Here is a 21532-nt window from a genome sequence, read left to right on the forward strand (position 1 = left end):
GATACGTGTATCAACAAAAGTTAGAAGCACTAATCGATCGCTATTTTAACCACACAGAACGTCGGGTGACGTGCCGTGCCGGTAACACCATTATTGAACAATCAGCGTTAAATACTCGTTTGTATTATGTGTTTAGTGGAGAACTGGAAGGCTTTTATACCGATGCGAATACACCGCAAGTGCGAGTATTTAGCGCGGGGAGTGGGGCTTTTATAGGCGTTCATAGCTTCTTTTCCGGTAATTGGACTGCATCTTCAACGGTTGTTGCAAAAACCGATGTTGAGTTAGCGTGGATCGATAAAGACACGCCTGCAGAAGATGAACGTAAATTTGGTCCTCTTACCGCACAGTTTACACCTGTGATTGTCAATGAGTTGTCGCGTCGTCAACGCCGTGCAACACAAGAAGCTATAGCGAAACAAAAAGCGCTAGAGAAGTTACATACTGCTGAGCAAATGACGACCTTGGGTCAATTAGCTGCAGGGATTGCTCATGAACTTAACAACGCTATTGGTGTAGTAAATAGTAAATCTGGCCGACTTGAAACGGTCATCATGGATCTGCTTGAAGAAGTGCATCCAGAAGCCAGTCAATTTTTCGATTTTGGGTTAATGCATGGTCAGAAAACGTCGTCGTCAGAAGCACGAACACGTGGGCGACAATTTGAAAGAAAATATGGTTTAGACAAAAACATTGCTCGCTCTCTTGCGAAGGCGATTCCAATTGACGCTTTATCTGCAACAGACGTTATTTCAAAACATTGGCTGAAAAACCCAGAAGAAGCGATTCGCTTTTGGCAGATGGGTTGTGATTTACATGATTTACGTTTGGCATCTAGACACACCGTTGGCATCGTAAAATCGGTTAAACAACTTGGCAGAGTTGATATTGACACCGAAGAAGCGGTGGATATTAACGACTCCATTAACCATGCCTTATCGTTGTTACAAAGTGAGTTACGTAGAGTATCTGTGCGATTGAGCCCCGCAGATTTGCCGCCTTTTAAAGGCTCGAAAACAGAGCTCGTTCAGATTTGGGTCAACATTGTAAAGAATGCTTGTGATGCAATGTCGAATTCAGACGATGCTGCAATAGAGATTCAAACCAGATTAAGTAAGAAAAGAATATTAGTTACGATCGCGAATAACGGCCCTGAGATAGACGAGGCGACTCGTAGAAAGGTATTTCAGCCCAACTTCACCACTAAAAAAGGTGGTTTATCGTTTGGATTGGGCTTGGGTTTATCAATAGTTAAGCGGATTGTGGCGGGTTATGGCGGAAGTATCATTGTGAAAAGTGATGCTTCTAAAACTGTATTTAGAATCAAGTTACCAGTAGAGGGTGAACATGGAGAAGCTTAATTTAATCTGTGTCGATGACCAGAGAGAAGTACTGAGCGCAGTGGTACAAGATTTAGAGCCGCTGGCGAGTTGGCTGAATATTGAAGATTGTGAATCAGCGCAAGAAGTGCTTGATCTCATTGATGAACTTGACGCAGAAGGCGAACACATTACCGTCATCGTGTCTGATCATGTGATGCCAGGGAAAACGGGTGTGGAGTTACTCACTGACGTGTTCCATGACAGCCGCTTTCCGAATACAAAGAAAATTCTTCTTACGGGGCAGGCCACTCATACCGATACCATCAATGCGATTAATGCAGCAGGCATCGACCGTTACTTTGAAAAGCCTTGGCAAGCAAGCACATTAGTTGAGTGCATTCGTACTCTTGTCACTGAGTACATATTTGATCAAGGGCTTGATTACACGGACTATCAGAATGAGCTCGACCAGCAGGTTGTGTTGAGACGCTTACGCTAGTCTCTTATGTTAGCGTTACATTAGTCACTAATGTAAGTCGCTTGAAATTGTATGCACCGAAGGACGCTTTCTGAAGGATATTGTCTTTGAAAGATGTAACCTTTCGGTGCATATATTACCTATCTCTTTTAGTCGTTCAGGTTTTAGTACTCAGTTATTAACTCACTGGTTGTTGGTTTTAGTCTAAAACTCATACGCCAACGCCAACGAGAACTAAGTTAATGCATATCTTTATACATCCCACTAGTGCCGAGCCTGCCTCCAGGTAACGCCAGCGGATGCCTTGTGTTTTCTTCACGAACGATTCCCTGAACATGCAGCAGAACTTCGTACGATGCCGCTTTCTCTATATTCAACATTTGAATGCAATTTGTGGAATATATCAAAATTAATTTAATTGATAGTAAGTTATTACTTTTCATTATGTTACGGTTCTTTCCTTAAGGCCAGCTGATTAGGGAAGAGGCTCATGAAAAAGGGATTTGTGATAGCGATATCAATCGGCTTTGTTGTGTTCTTCCTCGTTGGACGTGAACTTCAATGGTTCGGGTCCAGTAATTCCGAGTCGTACCCTAAACTTCCTAATAGTCCCCAATTTGTGCCATCTACTGATTTTGACGGTGAGTGGCTAGGTCGTCGTATTAACACCACTGGCAATAATATGTGTGAACGGACAACCATCACCGGAATCATTCGAAAGGGTAAAGCCACGCTAAGGCTTACCTACAACGGAACACCATTAGAAGGTTGGGTGACAGAAAGCGGCGGCTTACGTTTGTATGCGAAACATCGCCAGTGGGACTATCGCTTTTCAGCAACTGGTAGCGGCAAGCGATTTGATGGTCGTTGGCACTTAACCAATGGCCCGTGTAAAGGAACTTGGTTTATAGAAAAGCTGGGTGACAATCTTGGCGTTGACGAATAAAGGACAATTTTCATGACATCCAACATTTGGCACTTTCGATACGCATTTGCAGAAGGTTATTACGTTAGGGAACTCTGCCTTTTACCGTTCTCAATTAAAGTTGGTCTACGTTGATGGGTTAGCCGAACAAGATACATATGCAGCACTCTAATATCATGTGTTATGACAAGTTTTTGAGAGATTAAATATTATTGTTTATCGTAAACGCATGAGAGTATATTCGTTATTAAATTCATTGCTGTTTGAATTTTATGTACTGATTTTATTTAATTAAAAATATATCAGTAATGATATTTTTGGATTTTTAATATTGTTATTTCTATCAGTTTTCAGGATTTTTAGCATGTATCAATCAAAACGAAACTGAGTTGTTTGTTAATAAACCTGCGAAAGTTTGCGTAATGTTGTATACCTCCAGTGAATTAAGGTGAAAGTTATATAACCTCTTGTTATTTATAAAGTAAGTCAGGTAAGATTAGTCACTTAAGAGCGGAGCAGAAAGCTTAGGGTGAGAAATCAGACGCCGTCTGCTTAATAACCGTTATACGCCATAGCATTCTATCAAATAAAAGGAATCAGCATGTTTAAAGGGTTTAGTCTAGTCCTGTCAGTTTTCATTTGTACATTTGCACAAGCTAATACTTCCGTTGAGTTTGAAACTGCACAAAAATTGTTGACGGCGATGGACGTTGATAAACAAATGTTAGGTGGTTTCGACGCAATGTTGCCAATCGTTAATCAGATAGCGGGTAAGCTTGAGCTTAATTCTCAAGAAACTGACCAACTAAAAGATCTTTATAAAGATTGGTTTGAAAATGATATTGATAGAGTAAAAATGCGTGTCGAAATTGCAAAGCTCTATTCTAATCAATTTACCGTTACGGAAATGAACCAAATAATAGAGTTTTACGACACGCCAATTGGGAAAAAGCTGATACAAAAATCGCCAGAGTTAGCAAAGCTTGGAGCGCAAATTGGCATGACAGAAGCTCAAGATAAGCAACAACAATTACTTGAAAGAATCACTCCTTTCATAAAGGAGCATAGTGCTAAGTAACTGGTGATCTACTATCACGTTAGTTTTCGTTGAACAACTAAGGTGTTCACATCTTCATCATGCTGTATTACCGAGAGAAATCATGGACAGTCGTATCTAATTAAATTTTATTAAATACTTATTTTTAGAGTTACTGTTTATTATTGCACTAGGTCTTGTCTATTGGATATCAGACGGTGATCGTTCATCGCTACTAACCATAGGGCTGATAATTTGTGTTCCTCCACTAATAAAAATTCTAATGTTGTGGTGGAAGCTTCGCGATAGCTCATTTGAAATCACGAACAGTCACGTACGTTTAAATGGAGTTGCTTGTGATGTGACTTTACAGCGCAGCTTGCTTCCGTTTGAAATTGGCTCATTCATCAAACTTTCATACACGAAAGGTGCAATGAGCCAAGAAGAATGAAAGCGTGTGTTAGCGTGTCGAATATAGTTCCACGGCTTTAGTTTGTGTTGTGCGCCAGTTTGTATTTCGGATGCGGTTCGTGTGCTAGTATCGCCTTTTTTGCATCGAGCTAATCTATGACTAACGATCATTTCAAAGGTAAATATGAGGTTGAGCTGAAGTATCGACTTAGCTCTAAGTCTGAGTTCTTAAAAACTTTGAACCTAATTCCCCATGAAGTGATGCTGCAAGACAATCAGGAACGTGATTGGTATTTCGATAGCCCTGATAGAAGCTTACAAGCTCAGAACAAAAGCTTGTGTATTCGCACTATGGAGCCGTCGGGTATCAAGTTATGGATTGTAAAAGGCCCTGAGCCTGATCGATGCGAAGCGACAAATATCACCGATGCGGCGAATGCCAAGAGCATGCTAGAGAACTTGGGATATGACGTGATTCTTAAAGCGCAAAAAACTCGCAGTATTTACTTTGTGGGCGAATTTCATATTACTGTCGACTCACTAACGGGTATCGGTGATTTTGCAGAGTTCGCTATCATGACGGATGATGAGTCTAAGTTATCGGTTTATAAAGATGAATTGGAGTTATTAGCCAGTCGGTTTGGGCTGACTCAATCAGCACTACAAACTCAATCTTATAAACAGATGTTTGAGGAAATGAACGCATAGCACAGCGCTTAAGCGTCAGGGAGAGTTATGGACACCATTATCAAACAAGCCATCGAGTTGCGAAAAGAAGCCAAGTATCAAGAGTCACGAGATTTGTTGGCGACACTGCTCGATGATGAAAAGTATGCTGCGAAAGCGCACTTGCAGATAGCTTGGTCTTACGACAACCAAGGTAAAGAACAGCAGGCTATCGAGCATTATTTGCTGTCTCTTTTGGGCGAACTTACTTCTACAGAACGCTTTGATGTGCTTTTCGGCTTGGCGAGCACTTATCGAAGCCTAGGCCTTTATGCAGAGGCTTTAAGCTATTTCGAACAGACTATGGCTGAGTATCCTGATTCCCTTGAAGTTCAGCCTTTCTACGCTATGTGCTTGTATAATTTGGGTCGCCATAAAGAGGCAACGTCTCTGCTGCTTGAGTTGTTGGTTTCTACGACTAATAGCGAAGCGATCAAAGAGTACCAAAGAGCGATCTCCTTATACGCTCAAGATTTAGATAAAACTTGGTAAGCTGCCAACTATAAAGCTCATCTGCTTGCTTAAAAACGATGAGCTTAGCTTAGCTTTACTTTCTTAGGACGAAACTTTCTGCCGTCCATAATATTCAAAGACATCAGTGTTAGGTTGGTTGCGCCTGCTATCAGTTCTAAAATCTGAACGCCATAAAACACAGAGTCGAACTCTCCTAAACTTGCCCACCGATTCAAAAAGTACGCGGCTGGAATCAAAATAACGATCCCGTTGAACGCGATAATTGGCATGCGTTTACTTTTACGCTCAACTATTTTCCCTTTACGTTGTTTTGCCATAGCTGCACCGGTCGCACCAGTAATAGCAATGGCTGGGACAAGAATAAACAAGCCTGGAAAAACGATCATCGACTTAACTAGCTTCACTGATTCCAAAGTGCCAAACAGCTCCACAAGCAATGTGCTAGTAAAAAATGTAGCGACACACAGTGTTGCTGTTAATGCCGCTGTTCTGTGGATTATTGGTTTCATATCATTCTCTCCATTAATTTGGTAACATGTTGTCAATTTGGTTTAAGTCTAATTTAATGACAGCATGTTGTCAAAGTGGGTGTTATGGATACGAATGGAGAAGTTTTCACAAAGATCGCACTAGAGATCTTTAAGGTCAGTGGTTTATTGAATGCTGAGGGTGACAAATTAACTGAAGAGTTAGGGCTAAGCAGTGCCAGATGGAAGGTGATGGGGGCGATCGAAAAGTCTGATGATCTGGTCACCGTTTCTCAAATTGCTCGTATTATGGGGCAAAGCAGACAAGCGACACAGCGTGTTACCGACATCATGGTGAAAGATGGCCTGCTAACTTGGCTTGATAACCCGAATCACAAAAAAGCAAAGTTGGTTAACATGACTGAAAAGGGCAAGGAAGCGTATTCGCTATTAGATAAAAAACAGGAATTATGGGCAGAAAGTGGCGCTGAAGGCATTGAAAGAGACGAGCTGGATAAGGCACTAATTACTCTGAAGAAGATGGCTACCTTCTTAGATAGATAAGAGGTTAGATCGATAAGAGGTGAGATAGATAAGAGATTAGATAAATAGAGAGTGGCAGTTGAGAAGAATACAGAAGCCTAAGCATCAATGTGATACTTAGGCTCCAGGTATATTTGTGTCGCTCGTGAAGCGTTACGCTGAAAGCTCTTTACGAACGATCTCTGCGCCAGCGCTGAGTGCATTCAACTTAGCTGAGGCGATCTCGCGAGGCAGGGGAGCCATGCCGCAGTTAGTGCAAGGGTAGAGCTTGTCTGCATCAACGTACTTAAGTGTTTCTCTAAGAGTGCTGGCCACTTCTTCCGGTGTTTCAATTGCATTGGTTGCAACATCAATAGCACCGACCATTACTTTCTTGCCTCGCACCAGTTCAAGTAGTTCAAGAGGTACATGAGAGTTGTGACACTCTAATGAGATGATGTCGATATTGGATTGCTGGAGCTTAGGAAATACCTCTTCGTATTGGCGCCATTCGGTACCTAGTGTCTTTTTCCAATCCGTATTTGCTTTGATGCCATAGCCATAACAAATATGAACTGCAGTTTCACACTTAAGCCCTTCAATGGCTCTTTCCAAACAAGCGATACCCCAATCGTTCACTTCATCAAAGAACACGTTAAATGCAGGTTCATCGAACTGAATGATATCAACGCCTGCAGCTTCAAGTTCTTTCGCTTCTTCGTTGAGGATCTTTGCAAATTCCCACGCCAGTTTTTCACGGCTTTGGTAGTGCGCATCGTAAAGCGTATCTATCATGGTCATAGGCCCCGGTAGAGCCCATTTGATAGGTTGGTCGGTTTGCTGACGTAAGAACTTAGCATCTTCGACAAAAACGGATTTCTGGCGAGAAACTGGGCCAACCACTGTAGGTACACTTGCATCGTAACGGTCGCGGATTTTAACGGTTTCACGCTTTTCAAAATCAACGCCATTCAGATGTTCAATGAAAGTCGTTACAAAGTGCTGACGTGTTTGTTCGCCGTCACTTACAATATCAATGCCTGCTTGCTGTTGCTCGTGCAGAGAGACACGCAGCGCATCTTGTTTGCCGTCTGTGAGTTCAGCGCCTTGCAGTTTCCATGGAGACCAAAGTGTTTCTGGTTGTGCTAGCCAAGACGGTTTCGGCAAGCTGCCTGCTGTTGAAGTCGGTAATAGTGTTTTCATAATAATTCTGCCTGTCCTTAGATTCCTAAAGTGGATCGTACGTTTCCTAATGCGCGTAAAGTAGAGCGATTACAGCGCGTAGTTGGCAGACCAGTTTTCTAGTACCGACTGGTATGGCTTAATGAAGTTTTCTTCTGCAAACTTACCTTGTTCAACAGCTAGTTTGCTTCGCTCTTCTCGGTCATAAACGATTTGAGTCAGTGAGTGATCCAAGTTTTTCAAGTTTGGTTGGTAGCAGTTACCTGCAACAGCATTCGCGTTGTAGATTTCAGGGCGGTAGATCTTCTGGAACGTACCCATGGTGCTGATGGTGCTGATAAGCTCTAGGTTAGAGTAATCGTTCAGCAGATCACCAAAGAAATAAAAGGCCAAAGGTGCAACACTGTTTGGCGGCATGAAATAACGAACCTGTAAGCCCATCTTCTTAAAATATTGCTCAGTTAAAGAAGACTCATTCGGTTGGTATTCAAAACCTAATACTGGGTGTTGGTTTTCAGTACGGTAATAGGTTTTATTATCTGAAACACTCAAGCAAATAACAGGTGGTTTCTTAAAGTTTTCTTTGTACGCTTGAGAGTTAACGAAATATTTAAACAACTTGCCGTGTAAATCACCAAAACCTTCTGGAATAGTGAATTTATCTTGGCCTTTATTATGATCCAACAGAAGTACGCTAAAGTCATAATCTCGAACATAAGAAGAGAAGTTATTTCCGATAATGCCTTCAATACGCTCGTTGGTTTTACGGTCTAGAATGTTTGTTTTCAGCACTTCAATTGAAGGGAAGGCTTCGCCGTTGCTTTCAATGTCCATATCAACAGAAATGATTTCAAGCTCTACAGAGTAGCGGTCGCCTTTTGGGTTGTCCCAGTGTGCTAAGGCATTGAAACTGTTGTCTATCATCTGTAGTGCGTTACGTAAGTTCGCTTGACGGCTGTCGCCGCGAGCCAAGTTAGCAAAGTTAGTTGTGATACGCGTGCTGTCTGCAGGCTGGTAGTTTTCGTCGAGGCTAATGCTCTTAATCGTAAAGTTAAATTCATTATTCATGTTGATCTAGTATCCCAATTTGTTGTCTGATTCTCTCGGTCTTTAATATTTAAATGCTTTATGTTTGCGTGTGACCGGATTAAGAATCGAGGCTGTCTTCACTAAAAGTGTCGTATAAATTTATTTGCTTAAAGTTTTTATACGTGGATGGGAGTGGGATTAATAATGGTATTACTTCACATTCATCATGAAGAATCTTCATGATCTATATGTTTGAATATTCAAGTCGGTGTCAGTTATATTAATTAGCTTAATGGAAATATAACCACATTAATACTGTGTTATTTAAGATAATTAATTGAATAAGAGATGGATGAAATGAGTGAATTGCTGTTGTTGATTTTCTACTGTGCTTTACTAGGCAGTGGTGTTGGGTTTCTCGCCGGTTTGTTAGGTATTGGCGGAGGGCTGATCATTGTTCCCGTCCTAAGCAGCATTTTACTTTATTTAGACGTTCTACCGTCTGATCAAGTGGTTGTCGCTGCGATCGCGACCTCACTGGCATCGATACTGTTCACCTCAACGTCTTCTGCACTTGCTCACCACAAGAATGGAAACGTGCCTTGGAACATTGCGCCTTGGATCATGCTGGGTGTTGCTCTGGGTGCACTGATTAGCGGCTTTATGGCGGCTCTGTTGCCAGAAAAAGTCGTTCGTATTGTGTTTGCTGTGAGTGTGGTTCTTATCGCGATTAAGATGTTCTTAAGCAGCAAAAGCGAAGCGCCTAAAGAACGAAAGCTGCCAAACAAAGGTGTGCTAACTGTTCTGACAACCATTACGGGTGGTTTGTCTGCCATGATAGGGATTGGTGGCGGTGCATTGCTCGTTCCATTGCTCACGTTCTTTTCTGTCGATATGAAAAAGGCGATCGGATGTGCGTCGGCTTGTGGCATTGTTATCGCGCTATTTGGCTCGATTGGTTACATCAGTTCGGGTAGTAGCCACTTTGCTCTAACTGATGGCTTTGCGGGTTTTGTTTATTTACCAGCACTTCTGGGTATCGTGTGCACGTCTTGGTTTACGGCCCCGTTAGGCGCCAAAGCGACAAACCATTTACCCGTTCCAACCATCAAGAAGATATTCTCAGTGCTGTTGGTTGTTATCGCGGCAAGCATGGTGGCTCGTTAATTTCAGACGGATCGTGATCTATTCGGATGATTAATTAGACATTTAGGTGTGAAACAGCACGTAAATGTCTAATTGCGATCTGTGTCATTCAATAGCGTGATTTACTCCTTAAGATGTATCACCATTCATAATAAAATTATTCCGTTTTATAAATATTTCAAATGTGGTCAAACAATTACGCAAAGGAATTTATGATGGCACGGGAAATCTCATTTAAAAGTAATGGGCCACAATGGAGTGTTGTTCTATCAATGACGATAACCTACACGATCGTATCTCTGATGATCAGTTTCTTTTATCAAACTGAATTGCAGCTTTTTCCTTTCATCACCTCAATTACCCTCATGACTTTGGTTTACATGTTTGCCTCAAGGCTCACGAAAAGCCATTTGTCTTTAGACGATGGAAACGTGTATTTGCATGGTATTAAGGCGAATCTAGTGGTTAAAAAGTCTTTGTTTGGTCATTCTTTTATTGAAGTGAAATCCTTAACCGAAAAAGGTTACCACAAGGTGAATATACGCAAAGGGCAGGTTGAGCTATCTGATTGGGATCTGTTGTTGAGTAAGGCGACACAATCACACTGATTAGATACGGGTCAATGAGGTCCGAATAAAGAGCAGTCATCAGGCTGCTCTTTTTTGTTTGCCTGTCTACATTTATACGATTATGTCTATGAGTATGTTGACAAAATCTTGTTGTTTAACCGGATTCACTGCTATAGCTAAATGTACTTGTTCAGTTCAAGGGAATGCTAAAAGTGGGTGATTTATGGATCCGTTAACACAGGGCGTGCTAGGCGCTTCTTTGTCACAATCGGCGAGTAAAAAACAATATTTGGTGGTCGCTGGGGTTCTAGGTTTGCTCTCTGGAATGGCGCCAGATTTAGATGCATTTATTCGATCGGAGAGTGATCCTTTACTCGCATTGGAGTTCCATCGACAGTTTACCCACTCACTTTTGTTTATTCCTATTGGCAGCTTGATTTGCGCTCTGGTTTTGTATCCTTTGATTGCGAAAAGGCGGGGACTCTCGTTTAAACAGAGTTGGCTCTATTGCGCGTTAGGTTATGGCACACATGCTTTACTCGATTCTTGTACTACGTATGGCACTCAACTGTTCTGGCCGCTCACCAATGAACGTTATGCTTGGAATACCATTTCGATTATCGACCCTGTCTATACCATTCCTATCTTAATATTGTTGGTGTTGGCGACATGGAAGCGAACTCCATGGCTAGCACGCGCTGCATTTGCTTGGGCACTGATTTATCCAACATTGGGGATGATACAAAGGGATAGAGCAGAAGCGGTAGGATGGCAATTAGCACAAGAACGCCAACATACGCCTATTCGCTTAGAGGCTAAGCCGAGCTTTGCGAATATCTTGGTTTGGAAAGTAGTGTACGAAACAGAGGCTCATTATCATGTAGACGCAGTGCGGGTTGGTACATCGGTAAGCACGTATCCCGGAGAGTCGATCGTTAAGCTGAACGTTGGCAGGGATTTGCCTTGGCTTGACCCTGACTCTCAACAAGCCAAAGACATTGAACGTTTCCGCTGGTTCTCGAATGGTTATATTACTCAGGATCCAACAGACGATCTACGTATTATCGATGTCCGATATTCAATTGTACCTAACCAAATGAAAGCGCTTTGGAGCATCAAACTATCAAAAGCAGTTGATGCAAACACGCATGTAAGATACGAAACTCATAGAGACAACACACCTGAGTCGAGACAGATCTTCTTAGATATGCTTACTGGCGATAAATGATCTAGGTCTAAAAAGTAAAAAGGCTGAGTCAGATAATCTTCTCAGCCTTTATTATTCGTTTATTCCTAAGCTACCGAGCGTTTAAGACTTAATACGACCTAAAATTAGTTCTTGAATATCAATATTCACGATACTCAAATTAATAGAAGCAGAAAGACTTGATTCCATTGTTGGCAATTTTGCTTGGTTGTCAGGATATAGGTGCCTCATTACGAACGAATTTTCGTTGATGCATGGGAATACTCATCATTGGCGTCAAAGTTGTTCTTGAACGATACTGTAGTCAGTTGAAATATTAAGGCACTGAGCTGAGCCAATAAAAATGAAGAAAAAATACACACGCATATCGTTAAGGACAGTGTTAGGGGGGATGTTTGTCTTTTGCACTCTCGTGACGGCCAGTGTTGCTATTCTCTTGCAATACCATTTTGCGAAAAAAACAGAGCTGCAACACACCCTTACTCAATATCAAACCATTGCAACTGGTGTATCGAGCCATTTGTCTAGTCTTCAAAATTTAGCTGACAACATAACGCGGAGGGGCGCTCAACTAGTATCTCTGATCGGCGTGGATACACCGGAAGAGAGTATCATTGTCCCTTTGTCTCAATTGTTAGTGAGAGAGTCTAGTATCCATAGTATTTTTGTGGCTAAAGAAAATAACGATTTCTTCCAGCTGATTAATCTTTCTTCTAAGGAGGTTCGTTCGCGTGTGAAGGCGAAACCCGGTGATAAGTGGTTGCTTATAGTTCACCGCGGAGTGAATCGAGAACGTAGTAAGGTGAGTATCTATTACGATGAGAATTTTAATTCACGACATACCTCGAATGAGTCGAGTAATTTTATCCCCACTCAGCGTAGTTGGTTTGAAAATGCTGAATATGATGAAACTTATAACACATCGCCTTACTTGTTTAATACGCTAAAAGTCTCAGGTGAAACTTTTTCAATCAAAGTACCGGGTTCAAAAACTGTGGTGGGTGTAGATATCCTCCTTTCCTCTTTAGAAGCGCAATTGACTAATCGATTTGTTAAAAACAAGAAGGCCCCAGAGGCTGAAGCCTTTATCTATCAAGAAAATGGGCAGTTGATTGCAACGAATAAGGTGGTGGATGTTGAAGGGCGGTTACCATCAGTCTCTCCAGTGGATTTGACCGATGAGCAGCGAATGTTAGTCGATCAAGCTCCGGAACTAACAGTGTCAAACCAAAACAACTGGGGCCCGGTCGACTTTGCCGTGGGTGGGCGTCCGAATGGATTCGCAATAGACTTATTCAAAATGATATCGGAAATGACAGGCTTAAAATTTAGGTTTGTGAACGGCCGTAGCTGGAATGAGCTTGTGAAAGACTTTGATAGCGGAAATATTGACATTCTTCACTCTGTTGCCGATCAAGACGATCTTTCTAGTATTGGTGTGGTTGGTAAACCTTTATATCACGCTAAGTTTGCTTTTCTGACGAAGAAGGAAAACCAACACATCAATACCCTAGAGCAAGTAAAGCAAACTCGGATTGGTTTGCTGAAAGGGTGGAGCATTCAAGATGATTTGGAAGAAGCTTATCCCCAAATGACCATCATTAGTTACGCTTCATTGCACGACGCGATTGATGGTGTATTGAATGGCGATATTGTTGCTGTGCTTGATATTCAAAAAATTTTGACAAACAAGATACGCGAAACGTTCCGCCAAAATTTGGTAATTAATTTGCTTAAAGGGCCCAATATTCCGAACGCCTTTTATTACTTAATAAATGAAGATCAAAGAGCTTTAGTTGAGATAATTAATCTTGCGGTCAGCGCTATTACGCCAGAGCAGAGAACTGAGCTGCGTGAAAAATGGTTTAAGGGTAGGACAGCCCAGTCAACTTATACTTTTGTGCCATACGAGGAACTTCTTGAATTCGCAAAAGATCCAACATTTGTTAATTCAGTGCGCTTGGTATCAGTCCATGGTGTCGAGAAATATGTCTATGTTGCTAAGTTGACACATAAAGAGGGGCGTTATTTTGCTGTTGTGATTCCTAAAGCCCACTTAATGGCAGGCGTAAATGAAACGGTAGTTTACGCAGTTGGTGCGTCATTCCTTGTGCTTACTCTCTTAATCCCAATTGCGTGGGCAATGGCAAAACCTATTTCGGAGCCAATTAATGCATTAAGAAAACAGGTCAGGTTCGTTAAAGATCGTGAGTACGAAAAAGTGCAGCGTGTTCATTCCCGTATTGAAGAAATTCATCAGCTTGGTTTATCTCTGATGAGAGGTAGTCATTCGCTACAGCAATTTGAGCAGCGTCAAAATGAGTTTTTTGAGTCTGTGATTCAACTTATCGCGCGCGCGATCGATGAAAAATCTCACTATACAGCGGGCCATTGTAACCGTGTACCAGAGATTGCTCTGATGTTGTCGGAAGCCGCCGAGAAATCCGAGCAAGCTTTGTTTAAAGGGTTTGCTTTTGAAAATGATGAAGAACGACGTGAGTTTCGTATCGCCGCTTGGCTACATGATTGTGGCAAAATTGCGACGCCAGAGTTTGTGGTCGATAAAGGCAGTAAATTAGAAACCAACTATAACCGAATCCACGAAGTTCGTATGCGCTTTGAGGTGCTGTGGCGAGATATACAAATCCAATACTTACTCAAAAAATTGCAAGAACTGGGCGTTGATGGACAGCCAGAACAAGCATTACAACAAGAATTTGCAGTACTTACCGAAGAGTTTAATTTTATTGCCAACGCTAACGTAGGGGCAGAATTCATGTCTGATCAAGATATTGCACGTCTGCATGAACTGGCTGAAAAAGAGTGGGTGCGATACTTCGATCGTGGATTGGGTTTATCTCCATTAGAGGAAGCGCGTTATCAGTTTAAAGCGACACCAGCAGTAGAGAAATTACTGACCGATCGCCCTGAACATGTGATTGAACGTGAACAGCCGTTTTATATCGACCCTGAGTTTGGTATCAATATGAAGGTGCCCGATATTCTCTATAACCATGGTGAGTTATATAACTTAGCTGTACAGCGTGGCACATTATCGGCAGAAGAGCGCTTTAAGATTAATGAACACATGATAAGTGGAATCAAAATGTTGGAGAGCATCCCATTCCCGCCCGAGCTTGAGCGCGTTCCTCGCTATGCGACGACTCACCATGAGGCGATGGAAGGCTTTGGTTATCCGAGAGGCTTGACTGGGAAAGAGTTGTCGATTCCTGAGCGTATTCTTGCAGTAGCCGATATTTTTGAGGCGCTAACCGCTGCCGACCGACCTTATAAGAAAGCCAAATCGCTAAGTGAGGCTATCCACATCATGTCTAAAATGGCATTAGGCGGGCACATTGATAAAGACGTGTTTAAATTATTGCTCACTAGCGGAACTTACCTAAGTTATGCTAAGCGCTACTTACCAGACGGGCTAATTGATGATGTTGATATCGAGGGATATATAGACAAGCTTTCATAATCCCCAAAGGTTTGTCCAGAAACGAGCCAGTAGATCATCGTTCTAACGTCTACTGGCCGCTATGCTTAACCTTTCAAATAACGGTTCATCAAATGCTGTTTAAAGTGCTCAGCATTGAGTGTTTCACCCGTTGCTCCTTTCACCAAATCATCGGTGTTAAGCAGGCTACCTTTACTCCAAATGTTCGACTCTAACCAAGTGAAGATAGGCGATAGGTCACCACTTTCAATCACAGCGTTCACATCGACCGTTTTCTTCATTGAAGCCATGAACTGAGCCGCGTACATCGCACCTAGTGTGTAAGATGGGAAGTAACCGAATGCGCCGTCTGTCCAGTGGATATCTTGCATACAGCCATTTGTGAAGTTGCCTTGAGTGCTTAAACCAAGGTAAGACTGCATCTTAGTGTTCCAAAGTTCTGGGACATCAGTGTGTTTGATTTTGCCGTTGATCAAGTCACGTTCAATTTCGTAACGTAAGATAACGTGCGCTGGGTAGGTCAGCTCATCGGCATCAACACGGATGAAGTCTTTCTTCACGCGAGTGTAGATCTTCTGGAAGTTATCTTTCTCAAATTCTGAGCCTGAGAACTGTTGTCCTGCTAGGTTGGCTAAGTGTCCGATGAATGGATCGCTGCGACCAACTTGCATTTCGAAGAACAGAGACTGAGATTCATGGATACCCATAGAGCGAGCCTCACCTGCTGGTTGGCCCGCTAGGTGTTTAGGTAAACCTTGTTCGTAACGTGCATGGCCCGTTTCATGGACGATGCCCATTAAGCTTTGAACGAATTCAGCTTCATCGTAGCGAGTTGTGATACGCACGTCTGAAGGCACGCCGCCACAGAACGGGTGAACACTTTCATCTAGTCGGCCGTGTTCAAAATCGAATTGTAGAAGCTTCATCACTTCTAGACCAAGTGCTTTTTGTTTCTCTGTCGAGTAGATACCAGATGGCGCGTTAAATTGCTCGCTCGACTGTTTTTCGATGACTTCGTCAATCAGGTTTGGTAGCCAGGTTTTAACGTCTGCAAACAAGATATCAAGCGAAGCTGAGCTGGTGCCCGGTTCGTAGATATCCAGCATCGCATCATAAGGGGTTAAGTTAGCGGCGTCTGCGCGGATTTGTGCTTCTTCGCGCGATAGCTCAACCACTTCACGCCAGTTCTTTTCAAAACCAACCCAGTCGTTTTCTCCACGTTGGCTACGCCACGCATGTTCACATTTTGAACCCGCTAGAGATTTCGCTTCAACCAGTTTTTCTGGAAGTAGGTTAGCTTGTTGCCATTGGCGTTTGATTTCACGTAGGGACGATTGTTGCTCGTTGTTTAATGCTTCGTTTTCAGCGTCTGCAATCCAATCGCCGAGTTGTGGCTGAGTCATTAGACCGTGAATATGAACAGAAAGCTCGGCCATCGCTTCACTACGTGCTTGATTGCCACCAGCCGGCATCATGGAAGCTTGGTCCCAACCACAAATAGAGGCTAGGTGCTGAAAGCGTGAACATTTTTGAGAGTGTTCGACTAGTTTTTTGAATGCGCTCATTTGACTACTCTTAATTTGGTTTCTTTAAATGACCCATAAGGCTGCATCAGTTTAAGGGGCATCTCGATGTTAAGTACTTTGAAGTTGGTCACTTCACTTTGTTTCTGAGGCTGTTCTTCTCAGTAGAAGATATAGCCTAAACAACGTAGGGCAGTGATATGCCAGTAATTTACTATTTGTTAACAAATTAAACTGTACCATTGTGCACAAAATCAGTGAGTTGTATAGCTGATGGCAATTGTTGCTTGCGAATTGTTCAGATACACGGTATTGATGATAGATCGCTGAACAAGAATGACAATGATATGGATATTTTGAACTTTGAGGCATTTCTAATTGCCATCACTATTTTAACGCTAACGCCGGGTTTAGATACGGCATTGGTAATTCGTAATACCAGTCGATCTGGCTTATCTGACGGTGTAATGACCAGCTTTGGTATCTGTAGCGGTCTTTATGTGCACGCTTTTTTCTCTGCGGTGGGTATCTCTGCGATTCTTGCTCAATCAGCTGAACTCTTTCAAGCCGTAAAAATGGTGGGTGCGGTTTACCTAATTTGGCTTGGTTTAAGCAGTTTACGCGCTTTGATGAAAAATGGTGGCGGGTTGAAGGTTGGCGAGCAAGCTCATCAAGCTTACAGTGCAAAACGTTCTTTGCGTGAAGGTTTCTTATCTAATGTGCTTAACCCAAAAACGGCGGTTTTCTATTTGGCTTTTCTGCCTCAATTTGTAAACCCTGAAGGCTCGCCTTTATTGCAATCTATGTTGATGGCTTCAGTCCACTTTATGATTGCGATGGTGTGGCAATGTGGTTTAGCTGGTGCATTGAACTCGGCTAAAAACTTGCTCAAGAATGCGAGTTTTATGAAGTGGATGGAAGGCGTGACTGGCATGGTACTAGTGGGGCTAGGCGTTAAGCTTCTAATGGAAGAGCCTGTGTAGTTCACTGTTTTTTACTGAACATGAATATATGAAAGCCCACGACGTGTCGTGGGCTTTTGTCTTTAGGGTGAACCGAGTGTTTTGGCAAATTAAGTGTTAAAGGTGAGTCATTGTGTTATTCAATAACGCTGATGTTCATCTCAGCACCTTCGAAACCTAAGTCACTCAACTCATCAGCATTGAAGTTGGTGGTGACTTCAATATCGCCAATACGTTCGGTAGTTTCGTTAACGGAATCTGTACTTCTTTTGCTACGTAGATTGTTGGTAATCGGTGTCGCTTGGCCAATCTCAATAGTACCTGCAAATTGAGAGTCTGCGTAGAAGTCACCCGATACATAAGAGTGGAATGGACGTAAGCTTCCGCCAGTCGCGTATTGCATGCTTGATAAGCCAGCTTCTTTAATAGCCCAGCCCCAATCCCACCATTTTGTTTCACCTGGAATGTATCGGTGATCCCATTGGTAGCGAATGTCTGCAGATTTATCACTGCCGCGACCCATAGTGAAGGTGTGAGCTCGGTAAGGGCGATTGTCTGGATGCGTATGCCATGCGTTGCCACCCCAACGTAGGAAGCCGTTAAACTCAACATCGTAGCTAATGTCGGCGTTGAATCGATACGGGTAGGAGATGCTTGAACGATACAGCTCGACTCGAATCGGAAGCTCTGAGTTTGCTGGAACCATTGGGCGCGCTTGAAGTGTTACTTGCTCGCTAGTGGAGCCCCCATTGGATTTAGAGAAGCTTTGGTTGGCTTCGAACTTAACGGTTAGTTTAGTTTCGCCAACAAGAGGCCACTTAAACGTATTCTCTGTTTGAACACTTTGTGAGAACCCGTAGCTGTTCGTTTTTGACCAGTTTGTTGACTCATCTACTTTAAGGTCGACAACCACTTGTTGCGCGATATTACTGTTGTTTCTTGCTGTTGCGTAAACGGTCTTAACCAGTTCACGATCTGATTCAACAACATCACCATGCCAAAAGTTATCGTCGTTAACGGTGTAGGCAAAGTTGTCGACGGTGATTTTAGTTTTTTCACCACAGCGATAACCGCTACAAGAACCACCATTGTTTCCTTGTATCACCCAACTGTCGCCAGAGCGCTTTATTGTCATGTCTTCGCCAACGTACTGACTGTTATTACCGCCAACCCACGCGTATCCAAGGTTGTGAGCTAGATAGCTTAGTGGGCGAACAAAATCGTTACGGTTATTGACCAACTCATATTGAACATCTAACTCGCTACCTTCTGGAACTGATTTAGCAGAGTAGTTTGGAATCTCAGACTGGTCATTGTTCGGATAACAGAACGTTTTGCCGTTGGTTGTATCTTGTTTAATAAGGCCATTATATCCCGGGCCCATGATCACCCAGTTTCCTTTTAAGCCTGTGATCTGCCAAGTGCCCATTCTAGCCAGCAAAGCACTCTTTTGCTCTTCGGCTTCAAAGCGGTCTAACGGGCGATAGCCAGAGCGACATACATCGTCACCAAGTTGGTCATGGACTATTTGGTCTGGGTAAATTTTTGCGTTTACGCCAGTAGATAGAACAGACAACACTGCGGTTGCTAAGAGACTTCTGTTTATTCGGATCATTAACAATTCCCTCATTTGTAATTTTTCTATTTTGATAATGTTTTTTGTGCCATGCAGTTAACAAGACAAGTTCACTTTTTCATGTTGATAAATAGATAGATACTGAAAAGGGTTGAATTAATTTACCTTTTAAATTCAACGGTTTGTATTGTTTGATTTGTTTTTTGGTGAAAGAGAGTGTAACTAAAAAGAAAATGTTTGATGAGGCTCAAACCGTTTTTAGAAAAATGAGAAGTTATGATTGATACATTAACGTCAAATAGTTTTTGACGTGGTCTATCGCGAGTGAAATGAATGGTTAAGTACGAGAGGAGACATATTATTCACATCGTTTTTATTTGATGTAAATATCAACAGGAAAGCGATAAATCAGATTTGGATGTTTAAATTTAATCCAGTGTTTTAAACACTCGATTAATTGAATGCTCAAAATACAAGAGATGTTTATTGATGCAGTAATAAATTTAACCATCCATTTTTTATGTGTAATATTCAGAACGATGTTAATTAAAACAAAGTGAATTTAACTGGTGGCCAAACGGCGACAAATTATCGTTTAGCCAACAGTTGTGTTCTTCCATTATTACATGTCCGAATGATGGCAAACAGATCATTTGAACTTAATATATCAACCTTAAGTGTTAAAGGGTCATTGTTGATAAGCAGGTAGGGCGACAACAAGCTGTCATTCATCGCTTTATTTATTTTTTGCACGGAGAGTAAGTCGATAGTGCCAGCTATTGAAAAGAATAGGGATTGAGAAGGGCCAGCCTCACCTCTAAACCGTAGAACAATCGGGTCGGGCATGCTGTCATCTTGGACGGACATTAGGTGTAGAACCTCGTTATCGCTTATTTTGGTGAGTCCATCGGTTCGTAATACATTTCCATCTAACACAAGATCTACCACGCTATGTTGATAACGGTGCTCTTCTTGGGGTGGAGAAGAAGGAATACTCCATATACCAATCAATAACGCTAACGAGGAAAACAGAGCTACAAATGGCATCATAATTGGCCTCTCTTTAGGAATAATTCTATCTCTTCACTCGCTCGGTCTAATTGCGTGGCCGTGTAAAAGATATTGATGGACTGACGTGTCGTCTTGTTGAGTATGGAGAGTTCTGAATAGCCGGGCTCATCGCTGATGTATGCCACGCAATCACATTGGTATTTGTAGAGAATAGCCTCGAGTTCAGGGCGCAAAGACATCTCCGTTTCCTGAAAAACTTGGACCTGCCCAACCCATTGTTCATTAAGCCGGTTAAAGGGCGTGATATCCCCAAGGCTTTTATCGTGAACCTTAGCAAAAGCCAATAATGCCGAGGACAACAATAAACAACCCGTTATGAAATAACACAGCCTGTTTTTGTATAAGCTGACCTGAGAGTAAGTAAGTGAAGTCGATTTGGATTCAGGTGTATCGTTGCTCGCAATAGAGGCCGCAATATTACTTTGACCGAGCGGGACTTGCTCGCTGACAGGCGTGAGGGGAGTCGTCACTTCGCTTTGTGGTTGCGAGTCAATAAAGACGCATTCATCAATAAGTCGGTAACCGACCTTTGGCACTGTGACGATGGGTGTTTCTCTGATGCCAAGTTTAACAAATCCTTGGCGAAGCAAACTGATACATTTCGCAAGTGACGTATCCCCAATGAACTCGCTTCCCCATGCGAAACTAATAATATCTTGTTTGTTCACAATCTCGGGTGAGTTTTTAAGTAATAACTCTAAAACGCGAGTTTCACGATATCCTATTTTAATAGAACGTTCGTCGTTATAAATACGGTTTTTAATCGGGTCAAATCTGATCATATAGCCAACGTTTTATTTTTATTATAATTCTCTCAACAATTTAGATGACTATAAACTGACTATTATATGAATTAAAGTCACATGTTTTATTCTGGTGTGTTTTTGCGTGGTTCAAACAAAAGCATTTTTCATTTTTTATGAAAGAAACTCTGCTATCTAGTCACAATCTGTTAAATATAAGTAATATCTAATTAAGTTTTGATTTTATTAGGGAACTTTTAATTAGAGAGTATTGGCTTAATCTTTGTCTCTAATTTAATTAGAACAGTGCTCTAATTAAAATCTTATTTTATTTGTGGGTATACGGTAGTAATAATTTAGTCAGTTTAAGTATTGAATGGATAGAAAAAAGCCCGCACTTGAATTGAAGTGACCCCGTAAAGTTGGACATTTCTGTTAAGCGGCTTTCAAGGCCTGAGTTCGATATTCTATCGGAGTCAGGCCTTTTAGTTTCACTTTTATACGTTTGGTATTGTAGTACTCGATGTATTCTTTAATTTGCTCTATCAGAGCATCTGCATCTTCAAAGCTTTGGTTGTGATACATCTCTGTTTTGAGTAAAGCAAAAAAGTTTTCAGCAACCGCATTATCCAAGCAGTTACCTTTTCTCGACATGCTTTGTGTTAACCCACTCTCCGCTACCTTTTTTTGATACTGTCGATGG

The 21532-nt window shown here is 42.0% G+C and carries 21 protein-coding genes; 13 read left to right on the top strand and 8 right to left on the bottom strand.

The window, feature by feature from the left end; all coding sequences use genetic code 11:
- Nucleotides 1–5: 5 nt before the first annotated feature.
- The 7 genes from L4C44_RS13565 to L4C44_RS13595 all read left to right on the top strand — a co-directional run bounded on the left by L4C44_RS13565 (nt 6) and on the right by L4C44_RS13595 (nt 5390).
- Nucleotides 6–1361 carry an ATP-binding protein gene (locus L4C44_RS13565; protein ID WP_428805230.1) on the top strand — a complete coding sequence of 452 codons (1356 nt, stop codon included), beginning with the start codon at nt 6–8 and terminating at the stop codon, nt 1359–1361.
- A complete protein-coding gene (locus L4C44_RS13570; RefSeq protein WP_010438444.1) occupies nt 1348–1821 on the top strand; it encodes a response regulator in 474 nt (157 codons plus the stop codon). The genes L4C44_RS13565 and L4C44_RS13570 overlap by 14 nt, the downstream gene beginning before the upstream one ends.
- 469 nt (nt 1822–2290) lie before the next feature.
- The gene (locus L4C44_RS13575) at nt 2291–2746 is read left to right on the top strand and encodes a hypothetical protein (protein ID WP_428805231.1); all 456 of its coding nucleotides are present in this window, start codon (nt 2291–2293) and stop codon (nt 2744–2746) included.
- 580 nt (nt 2747–3326) lie between these two features.
- Nucleotides 3327–3803, top strand: coding sequence for a DUF2059 domain-containing protein (locus L4C44_RS13580; RefSeq protein WP_053085782.1), 477 nt, complete (start codon nt 3327–3329; stop codon nt 3801–3803).
- A gap of 109 nt (nt 3804–3912) precedes the next feature.
- The gene (locus L4C44_RS13585) at nt 3913–4212 is read left to right on the top strand and encodes a hypothetical protein (protein ID WP_230682266.1); all 300 of its coding nucleotides are present in this window, start codon (nt 3913–3915) and stop codon (nt 4210–4212) included.
- A 116-nt stretch (nt 4213–4328) separates the two neighbouring features.
- A complete protein-coding gene (gene cyaB, locus L4C44_RS13590; protein WP_048659479.1) occupies nt 4329–4880 on the top strand; it encodes a class IV adenylate cyclase in 552 nt (183 codons plus the stop codon).
- 27 nt (nt 4881–4907) lie between these two features.
- Nucleotides 4908–5390, top strand: a complete 483-nt coding sequence (locus L4C44_RS13595) for a tetratricopeptide repeat protein (protein ID WP_428805232.1) — start codon at nt 4908–4910, stop codon at nt 5388–5390.
- Between the two features lie 44 nt (nt 5391–5434).
- On the opposite strand, the gene L4C44_RS13600 is transcribed toward L4C44_RS13595, so the two are convergent.
- Nucleotides 5435–5881, bottom strand: coding sequence for a hypothetical protein (locus L4C44_RS13600; protein WP_428805233.1), 447 nt, complete (start codon nt 5879–5881; stop codon nt 5435–5437).
- 84 nt (nt 5882–5965) lie between these two features.
- Between L4C44_RS13600 and L4C44_RS13605 the strand changes: the two genes are divergently transcribed.
- Nucleotides 5966–6403 carry a MarR family winged helix-turn-helix transcriptional regulator gene (locus tag L4C44_RS13605; RefSeq protein WP_048659476.1) on the top strand — a complete coding sequence of 146 codons (438 nt, stop codon included), beginning with the start codon at nt 5966–5968 and terminating at the stop codon, nt 6401–6403.
- A gap of 132 nt (nt 6404–6535) precedes the next feature.
- Here the strand turns inward: L4C44_RS13605 and L4C44_RS13610 are convergent, their stop codons facing one another.
- Together L4C44_RS13610 and L4C44_RS13615 are read right to left on the bottom strand one after the other, a co-directional pair.
- A complete protein-coding gene (locus L4C44_RS13610) occupies nt 6536–7564 on the bottom strand; it encodes a methionine synthase (RefSeq protein ID WP_428805234.1) in 1029 nt (342 codons plus the stop codon).
- 69 nt (nt 7565–7633) lie between these two features.
- Nucleotides 7634–8611: a DUF1852 domain-containing protein gene (locus L4C44_RS13615; RefSeq protein WP_428805235.1), complete on the bottom strand. Its 978-nt coding sequence runs from the start codon at nt 8609–8611 to the stop codon at nt 7634–7636.
- A gap of 318 nt (nt 8612–8929) precedes the next feature.
- Here L4C44_RS13615 and L4C44_RS13620 point away from each other — a divergent pair, with 318 nt between their 5' ends.
- The 4 genes from L4C44_RS13620 (at nt 8930) to L4C44_RS13635 (ending at nt 14975) form a co-directional block, all read left to right on the top strand.
- The gene (locus L4C44_RS13620) at nt 8930–9739 is read left to right on the top strand and encodes a sulfite exporter TauE/SafE family protein (RefSeq protein WP_428805236.1); all 810 of its coding nucleotides are present in this window, start codon (nt 8930–8932) and stop codon (nt 9737–9739) included.
- A gap of 194 nt (nt 9740–9933) precedes the next feature.
- Nucleotides 9934–10326, top strand: coding sequence for a hypothetical protein (locus L4C44_RS13625; RefSeq protein ID WP_428805237.1), 393 nt, complete (start codon nt 9934–9936; stop codon nt 10324–10326).
- 184 nt (nt 10327–10510) lie between these two features.
- Nucleotides 10511–11515: a metal-dependent hydrolase gene (locus tag L4C44_RS13630; protein WP_428805238.1), complete on the top strand. Its 1005-nt coding sequence runs from the start codon at nt 10511–10513 to the stop codon at nt 11513–11515.
- Between the two features lie 322 nt (nt 11516–11837).
- Nucleotides 11838–14975, top strand: a complete 3138-nt coding sequence (locus tag L4C44_RS13635; RefSeq protein WP_428805239.1) for an HD domain-containing phosphohydrolase — start codon at nt 11838–11840, stop codon at nt 14973–14975.
- A 65-nt stretch (nt 14976–15040) separates the two neighbouring features.
- Here the strand turns inward: L4C44_RS13635 and L4C44_RS13640 are convergent, their stop codons facing one another.
- On the bottom strand, nt 15041–16519 hold the full coding sequence (locus L4C44_RS13640) for a carboxypeptidase M32 (protein ID WP_428805240.1): 1479 nt from the start codon (nt 16517–16519) through the stop codon (nt 15041–15043).
- A 305-nt stretch (nt 16520–16824) separates the two neighbouring features.
- Between L4C44_RS13640 and L4C44_RS13645 the strand changes: the two genes are divergently transcribed.
- Nucleotides 16825–17460 (top strand): LysE family translocator, encoded by a 636-nt coding sequence (locus tag L4C44_RS13645; RefSeq protein ID WP_048659471.1) that lies wholly within the window; start codon nt 16825–16827, stop codon nt 17458–17460.
- Between the two features lie 115 nt (nt 17461–17575).
- On the opposite strand, the gene L4C44_RS13650 is transcribed toward L4C44_RS13645, so the two are convergent.
- From L4C44_RS13650 to L4C44_RS13665, 4 genes are all read right to left on the bottom strand, one after another.
- The gene (locus tag L4C44_RS13650; RefSeq protein WP_428805241.1) at nt 17576–19054 is read right to left on the bottom strand and encodes an aerolysin family beta-barrel pore-forming toxin; all 1479 of its coding nucleotides are present in this window, start codon (nt 19052–19054) and stop codon (nt 17576–17578) included.
- A gap of 549 nt (nt 19055–19603) precedes the next feature.
- The gene (locus L4C44_RS13655) at nt 19604–20065 is read right to left on the bottom strand and encodes a hypothetical protein (protein ID WP_146489948.1); all 462 of its coding nucleotides are present in this window, start codon (nt 20063–20065) and stop codon (nt 19604–19606) included.
- Nucleotides 20062–20868 carry a winged helix-turn-helix domain-containing protein gene (locus tag L4C44_RS13660; protein WP_428805242.1) on the bottom strand — a complete coding sequence of 269 codons (807 nt, stop codon included), beginning with the start codon at nt 20866–20868 and terminating at the stop codon, nt 20062–20064. The genes L4C44_RS13655 and L4C44_RS13660 overlap by 4 nt, the downstream gene beginning before the upstream one ends.
- Nucleotides 20869–21264: 396 nt before the next feature.
- On the bottom strand, nt 21265–21532 hold a 268-nt coding region (locus L4C44_RS13665; RefSeq protein WP_372271563.1), incomplete at its 5' end, for an IS3 family transposase.

Source organism: Vibrio satsumensis, from assembly GCF_050337435.1.
In the GTDB taxonomy this organism is placed as follows: Bacteria; Pseudomonadota; Gammaproteobacteria; order Enterobacterales; family Vibrionaceae; genus Vibrio; species Vibrio satsumensis.

Coding starts and splice junctions, on each gene's coding strand:
- L4C44_RS13575 (WP_428805231.1), top strand. CDS start 2,291: ATGAAAAAGGGATTTGTGATAGCGATATCAATCGGCTTTGTTGTGTTC.
- L4C44_RS13650 (WP_428805241.1), bottom strand. CDS start 19,054: ATGATCCGAATAAACAGAAGTCTCTTAGCAACCGCAGTGTTGTCTGTT.
- L4C44_RS13605 (WP_048659476.1), top strand. CDS start 5,966: ATGGATACGAATGGAGAAGTTTTCACAAAGATCGCACTAGAGATCTTT.
- L4C44_RS13635 (WP_428805239.1), top strand. CDS start 11,838: ATGAAGAAAAAATACACACGCATATCGTTAAGGACAGTGTTAGGGGGG.
- L4C44_RS13600 (WP_428805233.1), bottom strand. CDS start 5,881: ATGAAACCAATAATCCACAGAACAGCGGCATTAACAGCAACACTGTGT.
- cyaB (WP_048659479.1), top strand. CDS start 4,329: ATGACTAACGATCATTTCAAAGGTAAATATGAGGTTGAGCTGAAGTAT.
- L4C44_RS13625 (WP_428805237.1), top strand. CDS start 9,934: ATGGCACGGGAAATCTCATTTAAAAGTAATGGGCCACAATGGAGTGTT.
- L4C44_RS13570 (WP_010438444.1), top strand. CDS start 1,348: ATGGAGAAGCTTAATTTAATCTGTGTCGATGACCAGAGAGAAGTACTG.
- L4C44_RS13595 (WP_428805232.1), top strand. CDS start 4,908: ATGGACACCATTATCAAACAAGCCATCGAGTTGCGAAAAGAAGCCAAG.
- L4C44_RS13630 (WP_428805238.1), top strand. CDS start 10,511: ATGGATCCGTTAACACAGGGCGTGCTAGGCGCTTCTTTGTCACAATCG.
- L4C44_RS13580 (WP_053085782.1), top strand. CDS start 3,327: ATGTTTAAAGGGTTTAGTCTAGTCCTGTCAGTTTTCATTTGTACATTT.
- L4C44_RS13615 (WP_428805235.1), bottom strand. CDS start 8,611: ATGAATAATGAATTTAACTTTACGATTAAGAGCATTAGCCTCGACGAA.
- L4C44_RS13620 (WP_428805236.1), top strand. CDS start 8,930: ATGAGTGAATTGCTGTTGTTGATTTTCTACTGTGCTTTACTAGGCAGT.
- L4C44_RS13655 (WP_146489948.1), bottom strand. CDS start 20,065: ATGATGCCATTTGTAGCTCTGTTTTCCTCGTTAGCGTTATTGATTGGT.
- L4C44_RS13610 (WP_428805234.1), bottom strand. CDS start 7,564: ATGAAAACACTATTACCGACTTCAACAGCAGGCAGCTTGCCGAAACCG.
- L4C44_RS13645 (WP_048659471.1), top strand. CDS start 16,825: ATGGATATTTTGAACTTTGAGGCATTTCTAATTGCCATCACTATTTTA.
- L4C44_RS13640 (WP_428805240.1), bottom strand. CDS start 16,519: ATGAGCGCATTCAAAAAACTAGTCGAACACTCTCAAAAATGTTCACGC.
- L4C44_RS13660 (WP_428805242.1), bottom strand. CDS start 20,868: ATGATCAGATTTGACCCGATTAAAAACCGTATTTATAACGACGAACGT.